Genomic DNA, 20,842 nt, shown 5'->3' with positions numbered 1-20,842 from the left:
ACGCTGGTAATTCGTGAGGACACGGCGAGTCAGGCCGCCTGATCAGGCGGTGTGCGGCTGGCTGCTCGCGCTGTCCTCGACCGGGCTCGCGATCACCGCGCACGGCTGGGCCGGCGGCGGGATCCCGGGCAGCCTGCTGATCGTTCCGGTCACCGTGCTGATCGCCTGGTCTGCCGGGGTGCTGGCGGACCGGCTGCGCCGGATGGCGGTGCTGGTCCCGGTGCTCGGCGTCCTCCAACTCGGCCTGCACCTGCTGCTCGGGCAGAGCGCGCACGCGCACACCGGGATCGCCCCGGCCGCGCCGAACGGTGCCGCCATGCTCGCCGGTCATGCGGTGGCCACCCTGCTCGCCGCGGCGCTGCTGGCCCGGGCGGCCGGCCCACTGGCGTTGATCACCTCGGCGATCGACTGGCTCCGCGGCCAGCTGGTCCCGCTGCGCCGTCCGCCGGTCCCGGCGCCGACCACGATCGGCCCCACGGCCATGGTCCCGGCCCGGCCGGGACCGCTGCTTGAGGTGCTGCTGCGCCGGGTGCGGGCCCGGCGCGGTCCGCCGGTGCACTCCTGACCCGATCGCACCCACTCCACCGGCGAGCGGCCCTCCGGCGCCCCGGTTCCACGTTCATGTCAGGAGATACAACGCTATGTCGACAAAACGACTTTCATGGCGGTTCGCCCGGGCAGGCGCCGTGCTCACCGCGGCCGGGCTGGCTCTGCTGCTCGGCACCGGCAGCGCGGCCGCGCACGTCACCGCCCGGGTGATCGGCGAACCGGCCGCGCAGGGCGGCTTCACGAAGATCACCTTCCGGGTGCCCAACGAGGACAACACCGCCGGCACGGTCATGCTGGCGGTGAAGTTCCCGCCGGACACCCCGATCGCGTCGCTGCGCACCAAACCGGTGCCCGGCTGGACCGCGGTGATCACCCGGGCCCCGCTGCCCACCCCGGTCAAGACCGAGGAGGCCGAGATCACCGAGGCGGTCAGCACGATCACCTGGACCGCCGCGCCCGGTGTGCGGATCAACCCCGGTGAGTTCCAGGAGTTCGAGGTCTCCGGCGGTCCGCTGCCCCACGCGGACAAGCTGGTCATGCCCGCAGTGCAGACCTACGACAGCGGCAAGGTGGTCAGCTGGGATGCCCCGCCGCCGGCCGAGGGCGCCGAGGAGCCGGAGCACCCGGCCCCGGTCCTCGCGCTGTCCGCGGCCAGCGGCTCGGAGCATGGCGCTGCCCCGGCGGGTGACCAGAACGCTCAGACCGACGTGACCAACGCGGCCAGCAGCTCCAGCACGGCGTCCGGCGAGACCGACACCACGGCCCGCTGGCTGGCCGGCCTCGGCCTCGCGGTCGGCGCGCTCGGCCTCGGCGTCGCCGCCGGCGTGCTGATCCGGACCCGGCGCACCACCCCGGCCGCGAAGCCGACCGACGGGTCGTGATCATCATGCGCACCACCGGGTTACTGGTCGTGGTCCTGCTTGCCCTGCTCGGCTCGACGGCGCCGGCCGGCGCCGTGCACAACTCGCTGATCGGCAGCAACCCGGCCAACGGAGCCCAGCTCTCGGTCGGGCCGACCGAGATCGAGCTGCGCTTCGACCAGCCGGTACAGAGCGGGGCCGGGCTGAACACCGTCTCCGTGGTCGGACCGGGTGACGACCACTGGGAGGCCGGCCCGGCCTCGGTGGCCAGCAACGAGGTCACCGCGCCGGTCCGGCCACTCGGCCCGGCGGGCCTGTACAAGATCGGGTATCGGATCCTGTCCGCGGACGGCCATCCGGTGCTGGGTGACCTGACCTTCACCCTGACCACGGCCGGCACCGGCACGCCGGCACCGCCATCACAGGCCCAGACGGCCCCGGCCGCACCGGACTCCGGTTCCGGGCTGCCCGTCTGGGTGTGGATCGGCGCGGCCGTGCTGCTGGCCGCCGCCGGCGTGACGCTGGCCGTGCGGATGGGTGGCAAGGCCGCGAAGTGACCCAGACCCGGACCACCGCCGCACCGGCCCGGTACCACCTGGTGGCCGTCCCGGTCGCCGCGTCCGTCGTCGGCGTGCTCGCCGGCCTCGCGATCGTGGCGACCGGGCCGATCCCCGGGGTGGCCGCGCCGGAGGCGGTGGTCCGGTACGGGCTGCCGGTCGTCCGGGTGCTGCTCGACATCGCGGCGGTGACCACGGTCGGGTTGTGCCTGCTGCCGATCCTGATCGGTCCGGACCGCAGGCGCACCGCCGGGCCGGTGCTGGCCGCCGCCCGCACCGGTGCGGCGGCCAGCTCGCTGGTCTGGCTGTGCTGCGCGCTGGCCGCGCTGGTGCTGCAGACCGCCGAGCTCCGGCCGGGCGGCACCGTCTCGGTCGGCGCGGTGGCCGGCTACGTGACGGCGGTCGGCGCCGGCAAGGCCCTGCTGTTGGTGGCCGCGCTGGCCCTGGTGTCGTTCGGGCTGGCGCTGGCCGGCATGCGGGTCGGCGAGTCGGTGCCGGCGGAGCTGTGCACGGCCGTCGCCCTGTTCGGGCTGCTCCCGCTGCCGGTCACCGGACACTCGACCACCTGGCGCTGGCACGACCTGACCATGATCGCGATGGAGCTGCACGTGATGGCGGCCGCGGCCTGGACCGGTGGGCTCGGCGCGGTCGCGGTGCTGCTCGCGGCCAACCGGCGGCTGCTGGTCACGGCGCTGCCCCGGTTCTCCGTGCTGGCCACCGTCTGCCTGCTGGTGGTCACCGCCACCGGGGTGCTCAACGCCGCCGTCGAGCTGGCGCTCGGCCCGGCGCACGGCTTTCTCGGCACCCTGTTCGGCACCCCGTACGGCACCCTGGTGCTGCTCAAGGTCGGCTGCCTGGCGACGCTCGCGGCGGTCGGCGGCACCATCCGCTGGCGGCTGCTGCCGGGCGTGCTGCGCCACCAGCGCACCGCGTTGGCCGGCTGGGCCACGCTCGAGTTGGGCGTGATGGGCCTGGCATTCGGGTTCGCGGTGATCCTGACCCGCGCGCCGGTGACGTAGCGGCGTCGCCGGGCGACCGTTCGTCGGCGAACACCACGCCGACCTTCACCCGTTCGGATGGCCGGTCTCCTCGGATCGGCCTAACGCCGAGCGGTCATTCCCGCTCGGTGAAATGCGCCGCGGACCGGCCCCGTCGCTGGCGGAGCGCACCGAGCCGGCGCACCGTCCGCAGCCCGCGCCGTTCCAGCTCCCGGCGGGTGATCCAACCCGCGGCGAAGTGCCGGTAGGCCTGGGCGAGCATGACCAGCTCGGCGAGGTACTCGGCGGCCCGGCGCCGGCCCTCCTCGGTCAACCGGGGCACCAGCGCGAGCTGGTTGTTCACCACCTGATCGATGACCCGCGCCGACTCGAGCGCACGCCGGACCCGCCGGCCGCGCCTGCCGATCTTCGGGATCACGCACGGAGGGTAGCCGACACCCCCGGCGAGTCGATCACCTATGGGTTCCATCGTCCGGACATTCGTCTGCCCGGCCCAACCCGTTACACCGTCAGGTGTAGCGGACCCAGCGCGCGGACGTGTCCCCCCGGCGGGAGTCCTCCAGCCGGCGCAGCAGCTCCGGCCGGACCCCGGGGTTGCTGACCATGATCGGCAGCACGCTGGTGATCAGCTTCAGCTCGCGGACCTCGCGCAACACCGGGAAGCCCGACCAGCGGGTGACGTCAAGGCCGTAGGTCCGGGCCAGCTCGCGGTACCGGCCGGCCGGCGTGCCGAACCGGACCACGCCGACCGCGAGCGGGGTCAGATCCCACTCCGGCGGCCCGATGCAGCTCGAGTCGAAGTCGCACAGCACCGGGCCGGCCGGACTCGCGATCAGGTTGCCCAGATGCGCGTCGCCGTGGATCAGGCTGGGCGGCAGCACGAAGTCCAGGTCCTGGACCCGGCCCTCCACCTCGGCGCACCGGCGGAGCAGGAACTCCAGATAGCGGTCGTCGAGCCCTTCGGCCTCGTCGATCCGCCTGCGCACGTCGTCCAGCGGCTGCCAGGTGGCCAGCGGGTACGGCGGCGCGGGCAGCGCGTGCACCCGGCGCAGCAGCCGGGCCAGGTCCCGGCCGCGCGGGCGCACCCCGCCGTCCGGCACGGTCTCCCACAGCGTGGCCAGGTGCTGGCCCACCCGCACCGGCTGCTCGACGCCGCCGAGCAGGCGGACGGCCGGCACGTCGTGCTCGGCGAACCACCTGGCCACCTGCACCACCTTGGCCACCCGGTGCCGCAGGCCGCGGGAGGCGACGATGCGCACCACGACCGGGTGACGGGCCAGCCGGTACACCGCGTTGTTGGTGACCCGCAGCAGCTCGGCCCCGGTCGGGTCCAGCCCGACCGTGGCACAGACGTCAACCAGCGCCTCCGCCAGCTTGTCGCTGGTGAAGTGCCCATCCCCCACCGCGGACAGGCCCTGGGTCGGCTCCGCGCTCATGACATGACCGATCAGGAGACGTACAGCCTGCTGATGTTTTCCGAAAGCTCCCGGGCGTGGGTGTTGTTGCGCCGCTTGTCCGCCTCGTCCTTGAGCGGGTTCAACCGGTCCCGGACCCGGGAGGACTTGAGGTGCTCGGCGAGGTCGACGGCCTGGTTGCCGACCTTGGAACCGTGGTCGATGTCGCCGTCGAGCAGATGGTTGAGGGCCAGCGAGCTCAGGTTGAACGCCTTGTTCCTGGCCATGTCGTCGCCGTAGTTCTCGATGGCCCTGGTCAGGGCCGGAATCGCGAACTGGGTGTGCTTGAGCAGGCCGCCGCGGGCCAGCACCGTGTGCACCGTGCCGATCATCGAGTAGACGTCGGTCTCGTTGAAGAACCGGACCCAATCCTCGGCCTCGGACATGTTCGCCCGGGACCACTCGTCGCGGGTCCGGCCGATCAGCTTCATGGTCTGCTCTTCGTGGCCCATCATCGCGTAGGCCCAGGCCTGGTTCGCACAGATCACCGCGACGGCCAGCTCGGAGCCCGACTCCTGGGCGGCGATCTGGCCGAGCTGGAACATCTTCAGCGCGTCGTCCGGCGCGGAGTTGTGCAGGTAGACCCGGCCCATCCGGTACAGGATGTTGGCCACCAGCTGGTCGCTCTCGCCCGCCTTGGCCAGCTCGAGGGCGCGGCCGAAGTGGTTGCGCGCCGAGTCGACCAGCCCGATGTCGAACGAGGTCCATCCGGCGAGGTTGTGCAGGTCGGCGAGGGCGATGTGAAGTCTCTTCTTGACATGTTCGGCACCGGAGGCACCGAGCATCTGCTGTCCCCAGGACAACTGGGCTACTACGGCGTCACGGCAGAAGCCGCCGCCGTACTGGTAGTCGAGCGAACGAAGTGCTCGCGTCGCAGCCTCGACCTGGCGGACATCGGTCATCCCGATCCGTCCAGGCGCGGGGGTCAACACCGGGTTGGACACCCATGATCCCGAGTCCGCGTCGCCGAGCACATGCGCGCCGACCGCAACCGCGGCGGCATGCGCCAGGAACTTCCGACGCTTCACCGACTCGTCCTCCTCCGTGCCGGAGGCCTCCTTGGTCCCGGCGACGCGTACCGCCGTGACCTCGTCGTAAGCGAGGCCCATGTATCCCCTTGGGACACCCAGGCCGTCGGCGATCCTCGCGAGCACGTCGTAGGCCATGACCTGACGTCCCTTGAGGATCTCCGACACTTCGGACTGCGATTGGCCCGTCATCGCGGCGATCTGACGCTGAGAGACGCCGGTGCGCCGCAACAGCCGATATACGGTGCTGACCTCCCGCGCGGCGAGCGCGGTCCGCATCTCAGGCTTCTCCCACTCCTCCTGGGGAATTGGAGAGCCCTGAGATCCTGTGGAGTTCATGCCGCCCCCTCACAGTCCGCTGGGCGTCAACCGCAGAGTATGCGCACTTCACGAGCCCCGAGAAGGGTCGATCGGTGAACCTGATCGGCCCGGCCGAACTTCGGTGACCGCTTATCGTCGGGCAACCGCCGATCGGCGCTGTACCTGTCCATTCTCGTTTCTCGCCCACCAATGTAGTTGGTTGTAAGGATACGAGCACGGAGGGAAACGAGGCCGTGAAACTGGTCCGTTCGGCAGCGGCGCCCCTCGAGTTGCAGGGTACGTTCGCCGGCCGCCGGGTGTGGCGGGTCAACTGCGGCGACGTGATCAACCGTGAGCGGTGCCTCACCGTGCTCGCCGATCGCAACCAGGTGGTGCTCATGGGCCCGCCTGGCGAGACCGCGGTCCTCACCGCCGGCCAGCTCGGCCAACTGCGGGCAGCGCTACGGGAAGCCGCCGAACAGGCGGAAAGGTGACGGTGACGTTCAGGTGGACGAAATACTCGGACAGGTCCTGCGCGACGCGGTGTGGGAGCGCCTAGACATGCTCTCCGAGCTGGCCACCCACGCCGACGCGCCGTCCCTGCTGTCGGTGGCGCGCTCCGAGCTGCCCCGGCTGACCGAGGGCTGGCGGTCCCTGCTCGCCGCGCACGAACCCGACGACCGGGGCAACTGCCGGGTCTGCTCGTCCCGCTGGCGGCAGCAGAAGGCGCCCTGCTCGGTCTGGCGCGCCGCATACGAACATCTGGTGGCCGGCGGGCTGGCACCTCAGCCGACCGCGCGGCACGCGGTCAACACCGGCCGTCCCACCAGCCGATTGGCTGGCGCCAGGTGAAACCGACGACCTCGGCCCCCGTTACCCCGGACGGAGTCCGGCCGAGAGGTCGTCACTAGGGACCGGTGGTCCGGTTCGCCCGTACCCCCGAGCGCGACGAATCGGACCACCGGTCCACACAACTGAATCCCAGACCCCGCGGGCCGGTGCTGCAGCACTCCCCCTCCCCCCGACCGGTATCGGCCTGCGGCTCCAGCTCCGACCCCTGCCCGACGAAGAGGCGAGCAGGGGTCGTGATCTTTTACGGGGTTTGCGGCTCGATCCGCTCGTGGTCGCCGGGTTGGGGGCGGGGGCGGCGCTCGCGGAAGAGGAGGGCGGCGACCATGCCGCCGATGAAGCCGCAGACGTGGCCCTGCCAGGAGATGCCGGTGGCGCCGAAGCCGATCGAGTTCCACATGACGTAGCCGAAGGCGAGGGCGACGCCGAGGGAGACCACGATGTCCACCGGGCGGCGGTCGACAAGGCCGCGCATCAGCAGGTAGCCGAAGTAGCCGAACACGATGCCGCTGGCGCCGACCGAGATGCTGTTCTCCGGGGAGAACAGCCACACCCCGACGCCGCTCACCACGATGATCGTCAGGGTCATCAGCAGGAACCGCTTCAGGCCGGTCAGCGCGGCGATGAACCCCAGGCTGAACAGCGGGAGGGCGTTGCTGGCCAGGTGCTCGAGGCTGCCGTGCAGGAACGGCGAGGTGGCGACGTCGATCAGGCTCTCCGGGTCCCGCGGCCGGATGCCGCCGGCCCGGGCCAGCTCCCGGCCGGTGGCCAGGTTGACCAGCTCGACCGCCCACAGCACGGCCAGGAATGTCACCATCAGGCTGGCGGCACGGCCGAGCGGGCTGCCGAGCGCTCCGTTCTCGATGCTGGCCGATGAGCTGGACGGGCCGGTGGGGAACGGAAGGCTCATGTGCGGAGCGTAGACCGCCCGGACGGGCACCCCGCTAGGCTTGGGACACGTAATCCCCTAGGAGATCGTGGTGGCCACTCCAGTTCCCTTACGACGCCGGCCGGTGCAGCAGCGCAGTGCCAAGCGGGTCGAGCAGATGCTCGAGGCGTGCGCGGCGCTGATCGACGAGCTCGGCTACGACGGTGTGACCACGACTCTGATCGCCGAACGCGCCGAGGTCGCGGTCGGCTCGCTCTACCAGTTCTTCCCGGACAAGCGCGCCGTGGTGCAGGCGCTGACCCAGCGCAACCTCGAGCACTTCATGGCCGAGATGGAGCGCAGGCTCGACGAGTCGCCGCTCGAGCACTGGTGGGACGGCGCGGACATCGCCTTCGACATCTATGTGCGGATGTACCGCGAGGTGCCCGGGTTCAGCCGGATCCGGTTCGGTGACGTGGTCGACCTGCGACTGATCGCGGACGAGCGGGACAACAACACGGTGATCGCCGACGGGCTGGCCGAGCTGATCGGCAGCCGGTTCGGTCTGCCGCTCGAGCAGGTGCGGCTGCCGATCGCGGTGGCCATCGAGATCGCCGACGGGATCCTCAACCTGGCCTTCCGCCGCAAGCTGTTCCCGACCGAGACGGTGATCGCCGAGGCCCGCTCGGTGGTGCGGGCCTACCTGTCCGGCCGGCTGAACGGGGAGCTGCCCTGACGGGTCAGCCGAAGCACTGCCCCTCGCCGCGGTAGGTCGGCACGGTGCGGGCGACCTGGTCGCCCTCGATCACGTGGTACGCGGTGAACCGCTCGGCCAGCTCGCCGGCCTTGGTGTGCCGCCACCAGACCCGGTCACCCACCCGCAGCTCGTCGGCCGCCCGGCCGACCACCGGGGTCTGCACCTCGCCGGCGCCCTCCATGGCCCGCAGCCGCAGGCCGTCCGGCAGGAACGGGCTGGGCACCCGGTCGGCGCCGGGCGGGCCGGACGCGATGTAGCCGCCGCTGAACACGGTGGCCATCCGACGCCCTGGCCTGCGCACCACCGGCAGCGCGAACAGCACGGCCGGCCGCGGGCTGAACCGGCGGTAGTTGTCGAACAGGGTGGGCCCGATCAGGCCGGAGCCGGCGGCCACCTCGGTCACCGATCGGTCGGTGCCGGTGGTCTCGATGCTGCCGGTGCCGCCGCCGTTGACGAACTCGAGCTCGGCGTGCGCGGTGACGGCCCGCACCGCGGCGGCGCGCCGCTCGGCCAGCTCGCCCGCGGACCGGCCCTGCATCCAGCGCACGACGGCGCCGGTCAGCGGCCGGCCGGCCGGTGCGTCGCCGACGCCGGCGATCTGGCCCTCGTAGCCCATGACGCCGACCAGCCGGAAGCCGGGCCGGCGCAGCACCGTCCTGGTCAGCTCCACCGCCTGGTCCGGGGTGAAGACCGGGGACCGGCGGGTGCCCACGTGCAGCAGGTCGCGCCCGCGCACCGGCCGCCAGGACACATCCAGCTCGAGGCAGATCCGGATGTCGGGGTGGTGGGCGCCCAGCGCCGCGTCGATCAGGTCGAGATGTTCGACGGAGTCGATCACGACCGAGACGGCCGCCCGGGCGGCGTCGGCCGCGGCCAGCGCGCGCAACGCGGCGTGGTCGGCGGTCGGGTAGGCGACCAGGATGTCGGTGCCGGCCAGGTCGGTGCCGGCCCAGGCGGAGTGCAGCCAGAGCGCCTCGGGCAGCGCGTAGCTCATCACGCCCGCGTAGCCGGGCCGGCGCAGCACCCGCTCGAGCAGGTGGCGGCAGCGGATCGACTTGCTGGCCACCCGGATCGGTAGTCCGGCCGCCCGGCGCGCGAGATCCGCGGCATTCTGGTCGAATGCGTCGAGGTCGACCACGGCCAGCGGCGGATCGAGATCCTTGGTGGCCGTGTCGAGCCGCGAGCGGAGAGCGGAACGGGACACGAGTCAAACGGTACGTCAACTTCCTTGAAATGTGAAGTTGTTTCACTTATGGTCTGCGTCGGAGGTCACATGTCGACGGCATGGCGCAACTGGGCCGGGACCGAGTCCGCGGTCGCGAGGGACGTGGTGCGGCCACGGGACGTCACCGAGATCAGCAAGGCGGTCACCGGCGCGGCCGAGGCCGGCCACACGATCCGGGCGAGAGGCAGCGGCCACTCGTTCACCGCGGTCGGGGCGGCCCACGGGGTGGCGCTCGACCTGTCCGGGTGGACCGGCATCGTGTCCGCGGACGTGGGCACCCGCGAGGTGACCGTCCGCTCCGGAACCACGCTGCGCGCGCTGAACGCCTCGCTGGACCGGCTCGGGCTGGCCATGATCAACCTGGGTGACATCGACGCGCAGACCATCTCCGGCGCGATCTCCACCGGCACCCACGGCACCGGCGCCACGTTCGGCGGACTGGCCACTCAGGTGATCGGGCTGGAGCTGGTGTTGGCCGACGGTTCGGTGGTGACCTGCTCGGCCACCGAACGACCCGAGCTGTTCGCCGCGGCCCGGGTCGGTCTCGGCGCCCTCGGCGTGATCAGCACGGTGACGCTGCGGACCGAGCCGTCCTACGTGCTCGCCGCCGAGGAACGGCCGGAGCCGCTGGACTCGGTGTTGGATGCGCTCGAGCGGCACTGGGAGGCCAACGACCATTTCGAGTTCTACTGGTTCCCGTACGGCCGCAACGCCCTGACCAAGCGCAACAACCGGCTGATGGCCGGCGCGACGGCCAAGCCGCTCGGCCCGGTGCGGCGGTTCTACGAGTACGAGGTGATCGAGAACTACGCGCTCGGCACGGCCTGCAAGCTCGGTCGCCGGATTCCGGCACTGGTCCGCCCGTTCGGCCGGTTGTCCTCGTCGGTGCTGTCCGCCCGGACCTACAGCGACGTTTCGCACCGGGTGTTCGTGACCAGCCGCCGGGTGCATTTCGTGGAGTCCGAGTACGCGATCCCACGGGAATCGCTTCGGGACGTGATCAACGAGTTGCGCCCGGCCATTGCGGCCCTTGCCGACCCGGTGATGTTCCCGATCGAGGTGCGGGTCGCGGCCGCGGACGACATCTGGCTGTCCACCGCGTACGGCCGGGACACCGCCTACATCGCCGTCCACCAGTACGTGGGGATGCCGTTCCGGGCCTACTTCGACGTGTTCGAGTCGATCGTCGGCGCGGTCGGCGGGCGGCCGCACTGGGGGAAGATGCACTCCCTCGACGCGGCGACGCTGCGGTCCCGGTACCCGAAGTTCGACGACTTCGCCCGGGTGCGGGCCGAGGTCGATCGGGATGGCCGGTTCGCGAACCCTTACACGGAACGGGTTCTCGGTCCGTCAATCGGCTGAGACCAGTTCGAGAGTCTGCCGCACGGTTGACGGATCATCAAGCAGCGCAACGACTGTCGCCGCCACGTCGGCCCGGCTGACGAGTCCGTACGGGACGGACGCGGCCAGCCGCACCCGGCCGGTGGCCGGTTCGTCGGTGAGCCGCCCCGGCCGCAGGATGGTCCAGTCCAGATCCCTGGTCCGCAGATCGCGTTCGGCGGCGTCCTTGGCCACCAGGTAGGCGCGGAACACGTCGTCCATTTCGGACTCACCGGCGCGGTCCAGTCCCATCGCGCTGATCTGGATGTGCCGGCGCACTCCGGCCTGTTCGGCCGCGGCGGCGAACCGCACGGCGGCGGCCCGGTCCACCGTGTCCTTGCGGGCGGCGCCGCTGCCCGGTCCGGCTCCGGCGGCGAACACCGCGGCGTCCGCGCCGGCAAGGACGTTGGCGACGGCGTCCACATCGGACCGTTCCAGATCGAGCAACACCGGCTCCGCGCCGATCGCCCGGAGGTCGTCAGTGTGGTCGGGATTGCGCACGATGCCGACCGCCTGGTCACCGCGTTCGGCCAGCAACCGTTGGAACAGCAGCGCGATCTGTCCGTGCCCGCCGGCCGTCACCACCCGCATGATCTACCGCGTCGCCGAGCTGAGCACCTTGTCGTAGGCCAGCTCGCTGATCCACCGGTGGGTGCTGTCGATTCCGGCGTGCGCCCGCTCGGCCCGCCCGGGGAGATCGAGGTCGACGGTGGCGTCCGGCTCGGTGCGCACAACGGCGACGCCGTACCCGCGCGCCCGCGGCAGGCAGTTCACCAGATAGTCGTTGGTGAGCACGACGGAGGTGGGCAGCACCACCGCGGCGTCGCCGTAGCGCAGGAACGGAACGACGTTGGCCAGCCCGGTCCGCCAGTGCCGGGCCACCGCGATCGCGCCCACCACCCGCACGGCCGGCTCGGGCACCCGGCCGGCGAACTCCGGCCACACCCAGGTGGCCACGCTCTCCCGGTCGGTGACCGGCAGCTGACCGAGGCAGATCCGCTCCGCGTGCGCCTCGGTCATCAGCTCGACGACGAGGCAGATCCGTCGCCCGAGCAGCCGCATCTCCGGGAGCACGATGCCCGGCCAGCCCAACTCCTTGGCGGCGGCCACCGCCAGCTCGTCGATCGGCGCCGGCAGCTCCACCGGAGGAACGAGGGGCGCCGGCAGTCCCTTGAGGTGCTCCGGTACTGCGGTGCGCCCAGATGTGCCGCTCACGGACCTGCCCTCTCGTCTACCGCCCACCGCGCGCCCACCGACCGGGCCCCCGGTTTTGAACCCTTACGTATCCGGCGTACCAGGAACCCCGGTCTCATTCGGAGACGCGAGCACCCCCGCTGCGACCACCGGCGCGAAGGCGTCGATAACCGGTCGACAACCAACCACAAAACTTCGCCCCGACTGTGCTGCCATCCAGCCCATCCCCCCGACGACCGGCACTCCCCAAAACGCCCTAATTACAACAATGACATTCACCGCCCCAGCCCAACCCCACCACCACGCAAACACCCCCAAGGGCAATCAAAAACCCGATCCGCCCACTCCCAACGCATTTCCAACCCCACCCCCATCACGCAAAGTACCCACCCCAAAGCCCCCCGTAACCCCCGCCCAAGCCCCCCAAACCCCCCGACCAACGCGGCTACCCCGAACAAAAGAAGGACTCCGAAGCACCCCACCCCGACCAACCTCCAACCGACCCAACCACCGGCTCAGGAAGACCCAACCCACCGTTGGAAGCAGCCAGGCGTCCAAGCCGCCACAAGACCCACTGCGCCCCAACATGGAGGAATGAGCAGACAAGGAGGTTCATCCCCAAGAAGACCAACCACAGCAGGTGCCAAGCAGCAAGGCGTCCGCCCCAGACACGCCGGTCAACCCCCAAAGACCCTGCTCCGGCCAACAAGCCAACCCCGCACACAGCATTGAGGGGTGGAAAGAAAGGAGATGCTCCTCAGGAAGACCCAGCCCAGGAAGGAAAGGAGGCAAAGCGTCCAAGCCGCCCTCCGACCTGCTGGTCAACCCCACCCGGCCCAGCGACAGCCCACACGAACCCGCCCCGCGCAACACCGAGCGGCGAGTAGAGAAGAGCGAAGACCAAGGCGTCCGCCCCAGACACGCTGGTCACCCCCCCAACGGGCCCAGCGCCGGGTCCGGACGAACAGCACCGTGGGGGGGTTTGGGGGGCTCGGCCCCCCAAAATGATCGATCGCACCACCGGTCCGCGCTTTCCGCGGACACAAGGTTGGGGGAGATCGTGGGCGAGGGGGGAGTTGAACCCCCACGTCCTTACGGACACACGGACCTGAACCGTGCGCGTCTGCCATTCCGCCACTCGCCCGAGCGACCGAGGAAGCGTAGCACGGGCAGATCAGGCCGGTTTGTACATCCTTCTGTCACTCGGCCCTCACCCGGATACGATCGACCGAGGAACACACGATGGAGGGAGGTCCCATGGGCATCGGCCAACGGTTGAACCGGAAGCTGGAGAACCTGGTCGGGAACTCTTTCGCTCGTGTGTTCGGTGGCAACGTCGTGCCCCAAGAAGTGGCACAGGCGCTGCAGCGCGAGGGTGAGGGCAACGTTCGCGAACTCGCCGGCGGTCGGCTGCTGGCCCCGAACTACTACATTGTGCAGTTGGGGCCGAACGACCACCAGAACTTCGCCGACGACGAGGCCCGCATCACGGCGCTGCTCGCGGACTGTGTGGCGGAGCATCTCGCCGAGCACGGTTGGGACACTTATGGTGACGTCGTAGTCTCCCTGGAGCGCTCCGACGCGCTGCACACCGGACAGTTTCGAATCCGCTCGACCGTCGACCCTGACGTGAAGGCAACCAGCGCCAGGGGTGCGGGCCAACCGGCGCGCACGCCGTCAGCACTACCTCGCAACGCAGGAGACCGATCCATGAGCCAGCCTCCAGGCCACGCGCCAGATGGCGATCCGTACGGGCAGTACGGATACGGCCAAGGCCAGTACGGCAACGATCCCAACTACGGGTACGGCCAGCAGGGCGGCGGGTACGACCAGGGCTATGGCCAGCAGCAGGGCGGCTACGGCCAGGGGTACGCACCGCAGCCCGGTGGCGGTGGTGGCTACGCACCGCAGCCCGGCTACGACCAGGGCTACGGCCAGCAGGGCTACGCTCCGCAGCCCGGCTACGACCAGGGTTACGGCCAGCAGGGCGGTGGCTACGACCAGGGCTACGGCCAGCAGGGCTACGGCCAGCAGGGCGGTTACCCCCCGCCGGGGGGCGACCCGTACGCCCAGCAGGGCTACGCGCCGCCGGCGGTGCAGACCGGTCCACGCCAGCTCCAGGCGAGCCTGCAGCTTGACGACGGCTCGAACCGCACCTACTCGCTCAAGCAGGGTGGGAACGTGGTCGGCCGCGGTCAGGACGCGGACTTCCGGCTGCCGGACACCGGGGTCTCCCGCCGGCACCTGGAGATCACCTGGGACGGGCAGAGCGCGACCCTCGCCGACCTGGGCTCGACCAACGGGACGACGGTGAACGGGACGCCGGTGCAGACCTGGCAGCTCGCGGACGGCGACGTGGTGCGGATTGGGCATTCGTCGCTGGTGTTCCGCACCCAGGGCTGATCGGCGGGGACATAGCGGCTGGAGCGGGCGGGCAGTAGGTCCGCCCGCTTGGCCGCATCCTAAAATGGGTGACACATCGGCTGGGAGCGTTCGTTAGCAGTGCCTGAGCTCATCATGCAGCTGACCAGAGCAGGGTTTCTCGCCCTGCTCTGGTTGTTCGTGCTGGCCGCCCTTCGGGTGGTCCGCTCGGACCTCTACGCGGCCGCGGGGCTGCGCGTGGGGGTGCCCGGTTTCCGGCGCTCGGCGATGAAGCGCGGCAAGACACCCCGGCAGCTGGTGGTGACGCACGGTGCTCTGGCGGGCACCCGGATCGCCCTGGACGGCCGGCCGATCATGATCGGCCGGGCGGACGACTCCACTCTGGTACTGGACGACGACTTCGCGTCTACCAGGCACGCTCGGATCTCGCTGCGGGGAACCGATTGGTACGTGGAAGATCTGGGCTCGACGAACGGCACGTTTCTCGATAGAGCTAAGGTCACGGCACCCATCCGGGTGCCGCTTGGCGCCCCGATCCGAATCGGTAAGACGGTGATCGAGCTGCGCTCATGACCCTCGTTCTTCGCTACGCCGCCCGCAGCGACCGGGGCCTGGTCCGCTCCAACAACCAGGACTCCGTGTACGCGGGTCCCCGGCTGCTCTCGCTTGCCGACGGGATGGGCGGGCACGCCGCCGGCGAGGTGGCCAGCAAGGTGGTCATCGCCGCGCTGGCCCCGCTGGACGACGACGAGCCCAGCGACGACCTGCTCAGCCAGCTGCGGGACGCGACGCTGGCCGGCAACAGTGCGATCGCCGAGCTGGTGGCCAGCGATCCGGAGCTGGACGGCATGGGCACCACGCTCACCGCGATCCTGTTCGCGGGCAGCCGGATCGGCCTGGTGCACATCGGCGACTCACGGGCCTACCTGCGGCGCAACGGCACGTTCGCGCAGATCACCCACGACGACACGTTCGTCCAGTCGCTGATCGACGAGGGCCGGATCACCGACGACGAGGCGGCCACCCACCCGCAGCGCTCGCTGCTGCTCAAGGCGCTGACCGGGCACGAGATCGAGCCGAACCTGACGATCCGGGAGGCCCGGCCGGGCGACCGGTACCTGCTCTGCTCGGACGGCCTGTCCAGCGTGGTCAGCCACGAGACGCTCAGCGAGGCGATCCAGATCGCGGATCCGCAGTCGTGCGCGGACCGGATGATCGAGCTGGCGCTCAAGGGCGGCGGTCCGGACAACGTCACGGTGATCATCGCCGACGTGGTGGACATCGACTTCGGTGAGGACGCGCCGATCGTGGGCGGAGCCGCGGGCGGCAACCACGACGAGCCGCCGCCGCCGGACTCGCCGGCCGCGCGGGCCGGGGCGATCACCTCGCCGCGGATCCAGCCGGTGCGGGTGGAGCCGCCGGAGGAGCCGCCGGACCCGCGGATCAAGCGGCGCAAACGAATCCGGCTCGTGGTGATCCTGCTGGTGCTGGTCATGCTGATCGCGGCGGGCGCGATCGCCGGGATCATCGCGGTCAACCGGCAGTACTTCGTCGGCGAGGGCGATGGCGGCGAGATCGCGATCTTCCAAGGGGTGCGCGGCAGCATCATGGGCATCTCGCTGAACCACCAGGTGCAGGGCTCCTGCGACCCGGACGCGACCTGTGACAAACGTTACGTCGAGGACCTGCAGGCGGCCGGCCAGGACTCGGTGCGCTCGGGCACGGAGAGCTTCGAGAGCATCCAGGACGCCCGCGAGTTCATCCAGGACCTGCGCAGCAAGTACGGCCTGCCCAGCTGCGACGACTTCGTCCGCAGGCAGGAGCGCACCCAGACGACGTCGTCGACCCCGTCGACCATCCCGCCGACGGGCGTGCCAGCACCCGGCCAGGGCGCCACGCCCGGCCAGACCCCGTCCACCACCGCCGACGTGCTGCCGCCGGGCAAGGCCGAGCCGGTTCCCGGGCTCAACTGCCGCAAGCCGCACCCCGGGGACAAGGGTGGTGGCTGATGGCAGAGCCGGCGGCACCGGTTGCGGTTGCGGGGCAGGTGAGCAGTGCCGCGCCGGACAGGTCGGCTCCGACCAGGCGCGGCACCGAGCTGTTCATGCTGTCGTTCGCGGCCGTTCTGGTGACCGGGGCCCTGATGCTGGTCGAGGTGAACCAGGAGGAGCAGCTGACGCTGCGGCTGCTCTGGTACGGCCTGGCCTACCTGGCCGTGTTCGCGGTGGCGCACCTCGCGGTGCGGGCCTGGGCGCCCTACGCCGACCCGCTGATCCTGCCGTGCGTCGCGCTGCTCAACGGGATCGGCCTGGTGGTGATCTACCGGCTGGACCTGGCCTACGCCGAGCGGGCGGTGCAGACCGCCACTGAGGTCAACAACCAGGTTCCCAAGCAGATCCTGTGGACCGTGATCGCGCTCGGGCTGTTCCTCGCGGTGCTGAAGGTGGTCAAGGACCACCGCACGCTGACCCGGTACGGGTACATGTTCGGGCTGGTCGGTCTGGTGCTGCTGGCGCTGCCGGCGGTGCTGCCCGACCTGATCGCGCCGACCATCAACGGGGCGAAGATCTGGCTGCGGATCGGCGTCTTCTCGATCCAGCCGGGCGAGTTCGCCAAGATCCTGCTGCTGATCTTCTTCGCCGCGTTCCTGGTGTCCAAACGGGACCTGTTCATGGCCGCCGGCCGGCGGGTGCTCGGGGTCGACCTGCCGCGCGGCCGGGACCTCGGGCCGATCCTGGTGGCCTGGGCGGTCTCGGTCGGCGTACTGATCTTCGAAAAGGATCTCGGCACCTCGCTGCTGTTCTTCGGCATCCTGCTGGTGATGCTGTACGTGGCCACCGAGCGGCTGATCTGGGTGGTCGTCGGGCTCGGCCTGTTCGTGGCCGGCTGCGTGGTCGCCTACAACGTGTTCGGCCACGTGGCCCAGCGGGTGCAGACCTGGCTCGACCCGTTCGCCGACTACGACCGGGGTGGCTTCCAGATCGCCCAGGCGCTGTTCGGGTTCGCCACCGGCGGGGTCGGCGGGACCGGGCTCGGCGCCGGCCGGCCGGACATGGTGCCGCTGGCCAACAGCGACTTCATCACCGCGGCGATCGGCGAGGAGCTGGGCCTGATCGGGCTGGCCGCGCTGCTGCTGGTGTACACGATGCTGGCGATGCGCGGGATGCGCAGCGCGCTCGCGGTGCGGGACACGTTCGGCAAGCTGCTCGGCGGCGGCCTGGCCTTCGCGCTGATCATGCAGGTGTTCGTGGTGGTCGGCGGGGTGACGGCGCTGATCCCGCTGACCGGCATCACCGCGCCGTTCCTGTCCGCCGGCGGCTCATCGCTGCTGGCCAACTACATCCTGGTGGCGCTGCTGCTCCGAATATCGGATGCGGCCCGGCGGCCGCAGACCGGCGCCCGGCCGAAGCCGGCCGCCCAGGCCCCGCTGGCGGAGGCGCACACCGTCATGGTCGAACGGCCCCAGTCATGAACACACCACTGCGCCGGGTCGGATTGGCCATGCTCGCCATGGTCGTGCTGCTGCTGGCAAACGCCACCTACATCCAGATCGTCAAGGCCGACGACTACCGGGCGGACAGCCGCAACCGGCGGGTGCTCTTCGACGAGTACGCCCGCCAGCGCGGCCGGATCCAGTCCCAGTTCGACGGGGTCATCCTGGCCACGGTGACGCCGACCAACGACCGGCTGCGCTACCTGCGGACGTACATGAACGGCCCGCTCTACGCCCCGGTGACCGGGTTCTACTCGGTTCGCTACGGCGCCACCGGGTTGGAGCGCACCGAGGACGCGATCCTCAACGGCTCGGACGACCGGCTGTTCGTCCGCAGGCTGTCCGACCTGATCACCGGCCGGGACCCGCGCGGCGGCAACGTGGTGGTGACGATCAAGCCGGAGGCCCAGCAGGCCGCGTTCGAGGGGTTGAGCGCGCGGGACTTCAACGGCGCGGTGGTGGCCCTGCGCCCGCAGACCGGCGAGATCCTGGCGATGGTGAGCACCCCGGCGTTCGACCCGAACCAGCTCGCCGCGCACGACGCCCTGGCCCAGGAGCAGGCGTACAACCAGATCCGGGACCAGAACAACGCCCGCAAGCCGCTGCTGAACCGGGCGGTGGCCGAGAACTACTTCCCCGGCTCGACGTTCAAGCTGGTGGTGGCCGCGGCCGCGCTCGAGGACGGCAAGGACAAGAACACCCAGCTTCCGGCGCAGTCCAGCATCAAGATCAACGCCAACACGGACCTGTCGAACTACAACAACCGCAGCTGCGGTTCGGGGCAGACCGCGTCCATGGAGACCGCGCTGGAACTGTCCTGCAACACAGCCTTCGCCCAGCTGGCGCACGACCTCGGCGAGGACAAGCTGACCCGCCAGGCGGCGCTGTTCGGCATCGGCGAGGCGGACCTGACCGTGCCGATGCCGGTGGCCCAGTCCTGCATCGGGCCGCGGTCGGAGGGCAACTGCATGAACATCGTGGACGGTCCGGCGCTCTACCAGAGCGGGATCGGCCAGCGGGACGTGCGGTTGACCCCGATGCAGAACGCCGTGATCGCCGCGACCATCGCCAACGGCGGCGTGCGGATGCGCCCGCAGCTGATCAAGCAGGTGCAGGCGCCGGACCTGGACACGATCTCCGACTTCGAGCCGGACCGGATGGGCACGGCCATGTCCCGGCGCAGTGCCGAGGCGTTGCGCGACATGATGATCAAGTCCGAGGAGCACACCGGCGGCGCCGGCAAGCAGCCCGGGTTGGCCATCGCCTCCAAGACCGGGACCGCCGAGACCGGCAACGACCCGAAGAACACGCCCCCGTTCGCCTGGTACGTGGCGTTCGCCCCGGCCGAGAACCCGCAGGTCGCAGTCGCGGTGCTGGTGGAGAGCCGGGACGTGGCCGCCACCGGCGGCCGGGATGCGGCCGCGATCGGCCGGGCCACGATCCGGGCAGCACTGGCCGGGGGGAACTGACGATGCTGACCTCGGGGCAGCTCCTGGCCGACCGGTACCGGTTGGCCAGGCGCATCGCCGTGGGCGGCATGGGTGAGGTCTGGGAGGCCGCGGACACCCGGCTGGACCGCCGGGTGGCGGTGAAGGTGCTCAAGCCGGAGCTGTGCGGGGACGCCGAGTTCCTGCACCGGTTTCGCACCGAGGCCAGAACCACGGCGTCGCTGAACCACCCGGGCATCGCGGCGGTGCACGACTACGGCGAGACCGCCGGGGTGGTCGACGGGCCCAAGGACACCGCCTACCTGGTGATGGAGCTGGTCGAGGGCGAGCCGCTGGCTGCGGTCCTTGCCCGGGAGCGGCGCATCGCCGCCGATCGCACGCTGGACATCCTCGAGCAGGCGGGCAACGCGCTGCAGGCCGCGCACGAGCGCGGTTTCGTGCACCGCGACGTCAAGCCGGGCAACATCCTGATCACCCCGACCGGCCACGTGAAGCTCACCGACTTCGGCATCGCCAAAGCCGCCGACGCGGCCCCGGTCACCCGGTCCGGCATGGTGATGGGCACCGCCCACTACATCGCCCCCGAGCAGGCGCTCGGGCACGAGGCGGAGCCGGCGAGCGACGTGTACTCGCTGGCCGTGGTGGGCTACGAGTGCCTGGCCGGACACCGCCCGTTCCTGTCCGAGAACGCGGTGACGGTCGCCATGATGCACATCCGGGACCTGCCGCCGCCGCTGCCGGCCGACGTGCCGCCGTATGCCCGGGCGGTGATCGAGGCGACCCTGGTCAAGGACCCCCGGCAGCGCTACGGCGGCGGTGCCGAGTTCGCCGCCGCCGTGGCCGCGGTGCGGGCCGGCCTGCCGCTGCCGGTGCCCACCGGACGCGCGCTGGCGCCGGCCAACCTGGCCAGGGCGAACCCGGGCCCGCACACCGGCACGCAGCCCCGGGTCATGCCGCTCGGCCCGCCGAGCATGCCACCGGGGGTGCCGGGCAGCGGGTCGTTCCCGATGGGCCGGCCGCCCGGCCCCCGTCGCGGCCGTACCTGGCTGTGGGTCTTGCTCGTTGTCCTACTGGCCGCTTTGATAGTGCTCGCCGCGTTTGGCATCCCCGCACTGTTACGGTCCGGAGGCCAGACGGATAATCAGCAGAGCCCCGGACCGGATACCTCAGTGAACAGTCCGGGGGGCCGAGACGCCGAGCAGGATGCCGAGCCGGGGGGACCGCCCGGCAGGTCCGGATTCCCCCGGGAACCGGGTGCGAAGCCGGCGCGCCTGATCAACGTCGACCCGGCGCGTTACCTGGCTCGCTCGGCATCGTTCGCAGTGGCCGACCTGCATGAAGCCGGGTTGACCACGCGGGTGGTGACGATCATCGGAGAGGCACCGAAGGACATGCAGACGTGCATGGTCACGCAGGTGGACCCGACCGGCGACAGGCCGGCCGGGTCCGAGGTGACGATCTGGTGCCGACCGAACGCGCCGCCTGGCTGAACCTGGGCTT

General features: G+C 70.9%; 20 protein-coding genes, 1 tRNA gene and 1 pseudogene. 14 read left to right on the top strand and 8 right to left on the bottom strand.

From position 1 onward, the window contains the following. Positions 1-13 precede the first annotated feature (13 nt). The 4 genes from VFV67_RS21260 to VFV67_RS21245 all read left to right on the top strand — a co-directional run bounded on the left by VFV67_RS21260 (position 14) and on the right by VFV67_RS21245 (position 2,985). Complete coding sequence (locus VFV67_RS21260; protein ID WP_326472330.1) at positions 14-565, top strand: hypothetical protein; 552 nt, start codon at positions 14-16, stop codon at positions 563-565. Positions 566-641: 76 nt separating this feature from the next. After that, positions 642-1,430: a YcnI family protein gene (locus VFV67_RS21255; RefSeq protein ID WP_326472329.1), complete on the top strand. Its 789-nt coding sequence runs from the start codon at positions 642-644 to the stop codon at positions 1,428-1,430. Between the two features lie 5 nt (positions 1,431-1,435). Then, on the top strand, positions 1,436-1,966 hold the full coding sequence (locus tag VFV67_RS21250) for a copper resistance CopC family protein (protein WP_326472460.1): 531 nt from the start codon (positions 1,436-1,438) through the stop codon (positions 1,964-1,966). Then, on the top strand, positions 1,963-2,985 hold the full coding sequence (locus VFV67_RS21245; RefSeq protein WP_326472328.1) for a copper resistance D family protein: 1,023 nt from the start codon (positions 1,963-1,965) through the stop codon (positions 2,983-2,985). The genes VFV67_RS21250 and VFV67_RS21245 overlap by 4 nt, the downstream gene beginning before the upstream one ends. 94 nt (positions 2,986-3,079) lie before the next feature. Here the strand turns inward: VFV67_RS21245 and VFV67_RS21240 are convergent, their stop codons facing one another. The 3 genes from VFV67_RS21240 to VFV67_RS21230 form a co-directional block, all read right to left on the bottom strand. After that, entirely contained in the window at positions 3,080-3,382 is a 303-nt protein-coding gene (locus tag VFV67_RS21240) for a hypothetical protein (RefSeq protein ID WP_326472327.1), read from the bottom strand. 91 nt (positions 3,383-3,473) lie between these two features. Further along, complete coding sequence (locus VFV67_RS21235; RefSeq protein ID WP_326472326.1) at positions 3,474-4,400, bottom strand: aminoglycoside phosphotransferase family protein; 927 nt, start codon at positions 4,398-4,400, stop codon at positions 3,474-3,476. Between the two features lie 11 nt (positions 4,401-4,411). Then, positions 4,412-5,785 (bottom strand): helix-turn-helix domain-containing protein, encoded by a 1,374-nt coding sequence (locus VFV67_RS21230; protein WP_414636307.1) that lies wholly within the window; start codon positions 5,783-5,785, stop codon positions 4,412-4,414. Positions 5,786-6,054: 269 nt separating this feature from the next. On the opposite strand from VFV67_RS21230, the pseudogene VFV67_RS21225 reads away from it, so the two are divergent. Beyond that, positions 6,055-6,240: pseudogene (locus VFV67_RS21225) on the top strand (hypothetical protein); the annotation flags it as partial. 13 nt (positions 6,241-6,253) lie between these two features. Beyond that, positions 6,254-6,598 carry a hypothetical protein gene (locus VFV67_RS21220; protein ID WP_326472324.1) on the top strand — a complete coding sequence of 115 codons (345 nt, stop codon included), beginning with the start codon at positions 6,254-6,256 and terminating at the stop codon, positions 6,596-6,598. A 241-nt stretch (positions 6,599-6,839) separates the two neighbouring features. Here VFV67_RS21220 and VFV67_RS21215 read toward each other — a convergent pair whose 3' ends face one another. Then, positions 6,840-7,505: a rhomboid family intramembrane serine protease gene (locus tag VFV67_RS21215; protein ID WP_326472323.1), complete on the bottom strand. Its 666-nt coding sequence runs from the start codon at positions 7,503-7,505 to the stop codon at positions 6,840-6,842. A 136-nt stretch (positions 7,506-7,641) separates the two neighbouring features. Between VFV67_RS21215 and VFV67_RS21210 the strand changes: the two genes are divergently transcribed. Further along, a complete protein-coding gene (locus VFV67_RS21210; RefSeq protein WP_326472459.1) occupies positions 7,642-8,199 on the top strand; it encodes a TetR/AcrR family transcriptional regulator in 558 nt (185 codons plus the stop codon). Between the two features lie 4 nt (positions 8,200-8,203). Here the strand turns inward: VFV67_RS21210 and VFV67_RS21205 are convergent, their stop codons facing one another. Next, the gene (locus VFV67_RS21205; RefSeq protein ID WP_326472322.1) at positions 8,204-9,424 is read right to left on the bottom strand and encodes an alanine racemase; all 1,221 of its coding nucleotides are present in this window, start codon (positions 9,422-9,424) and stop codon (positions 8,204-8,206) included. A gap of 69 nt (positions 9,425-9,493) precedes the next feature. Between VFV67_RS21205 and VFV67_RS21200 the strand changes: the two genes are divergently transcribed. Further along, positions 9,494-10,807 carry a D-arabinono-1,4-lactone oxidase gene (locus VFV67_RS21200; RefSeq protein ID WP_326472321.1) on the top strand — a complete coding sequence of 438 codons (1,314 nt, stop codon included), beginning with the start codon at positions 9,494-9,496 and terminating at the stop codon, positions 10,805-10,807. Here VFV67_RS21200 and VFV67_RS21195 read toward each other — a convergent pair. The 3 genes from VFV67_RS21195 to VFV67_RS21185 form a co-directional block, all read right to left on the bottom strand. Then, complete coding sequence (locus VFV67_RS21195) at positions 10,796-11,416, bottom strand: NAD(P)H-binding protein (protein WP_326472320.1); 621 nt, start codon at positions 11,414-11,416, stop codon at positions 10,796-10,798. The two genes, VFV67_RS21200 and VFV67_RS21195, sit on opposite strands and share 12 nt — an antisense overlap. Positions 11,417-11,419: 3 nt before the next feature. After that, entirely contained in the window at positions 11,420-12,040 is a 621-nt protein-coding gene (locus tag VFV67_RS21190) for a hypothetical protein (protein WP_326472319.1), read from the bottom strand. A 1,040-nt stretch (positions 12,041-13,080) separates the two neighbouring features. Next, positions 13,081-13,163 (bottom strand) — tRNA-Leu (locus tag VFV67_RS21185). A gap of 113 nt (positions 13,164-13,276) precedes the next feature. Between VFV67_RS21185 and VFV67_RS21180 the strand changes: the two genes are divergently transcribed. The 6 genes from VFV67_RS21180 to VFV67_RS21155 all read left to right on the top strand — a co-directional run bounded on the left by VFV67_RS21180 (position 13,277) and on the right by VFV67_RS21155 (position 20,832). Continuing rightward, positions 13,277-14,422 carry a DUF3662 and FHA domain-containing protein gene (locus tag VFV67_RS21180; protein WP_326472318.1) on the top strand — a complete coding sequence of 382 codons (1,146 nt, stop codon included), beginning with the start codon at positions 13,277-13,279 and terminating at the stop codon, positions 14,420-14,422. Positions 14,423-14,521: 99 nt separating this feature from the next. Beyond that, complete coding sequence (locus tag VFV67_RS21175) at positions 14,522-14,974, top strand: FHA domain-containing protein FhaB/FipA (RefSeq protein ID WP_326472317.1); 453 nt, start codon at positions 14,522-14,524, stop codon at positions 14,972-14,974. After that, the gene (locus VFV67_RS21170) at positions 14,971-16,410 is read left to right on the top strand and encodes a PP2C family protein-serine/threonine phosphatase (RefSeq protein WP_326472316.1); all 1,440 of its coding nucleotides are present in this window, start codon (positions 14,971-14,973) and stop codon (positions 16,408-16,410) included. The genes VFV67_RS21175 and VFV67_RS21170 overlap by 4 nt, the downstream gene beginning before the upstream one ends. Further along, on the top strand, positions 16,410-17,873 hold the full coding sequence (locus tag VFV67_RS21165; protein WP_326472315.1) for an FtsW/RodA/SpoVE family cell cycle protein: 1,464 nt from the start codon (positions 16,410-16,412) through the stop codon (positions 17,871-17,873). The genes VFV67_RS21170 and VFV67_RS21165 overlap by 1 nt, the downstream gene beginning before the upstream one ends. Then, entirely contained in the window at positions 17,870-19,363 is a 1,494-nt protein-coding gene (locus tag VFV67_RS21160) for a penicillin-binding protein 2 (protein WP_326472314.1), read from the top strand. Before VFV67_RS21165 ends, VFV67_RS21160 begins: the two co-directional genes overlap by 4 nt. Before the next feature lie 2 nt (positions 19,364-19,365). Beyond that, a complete protein-coding gene (locus tag VFV67_RS21155) occupies positions 19,366-20,832 on the top strand; it encodes a serine/threonine-protein kinase (RefSeq protein ID WP_326472313.1) in 1,467 nt (488 codons plus the stop codon). Positions 20,833-20,842: the final 10 nt, after the last annotated feature.

Source organism: Actinophytocola sp., from assembly GCF_035762905.1.
GTDB lineage: Bacteria > Actinomycetota > Actinomycetes > Mycobacteriales > Pseudonocardiaceae > DASYTH01.
This window is presented reverse-complemented; position numbering and strand designations above follow the sequence as displayed.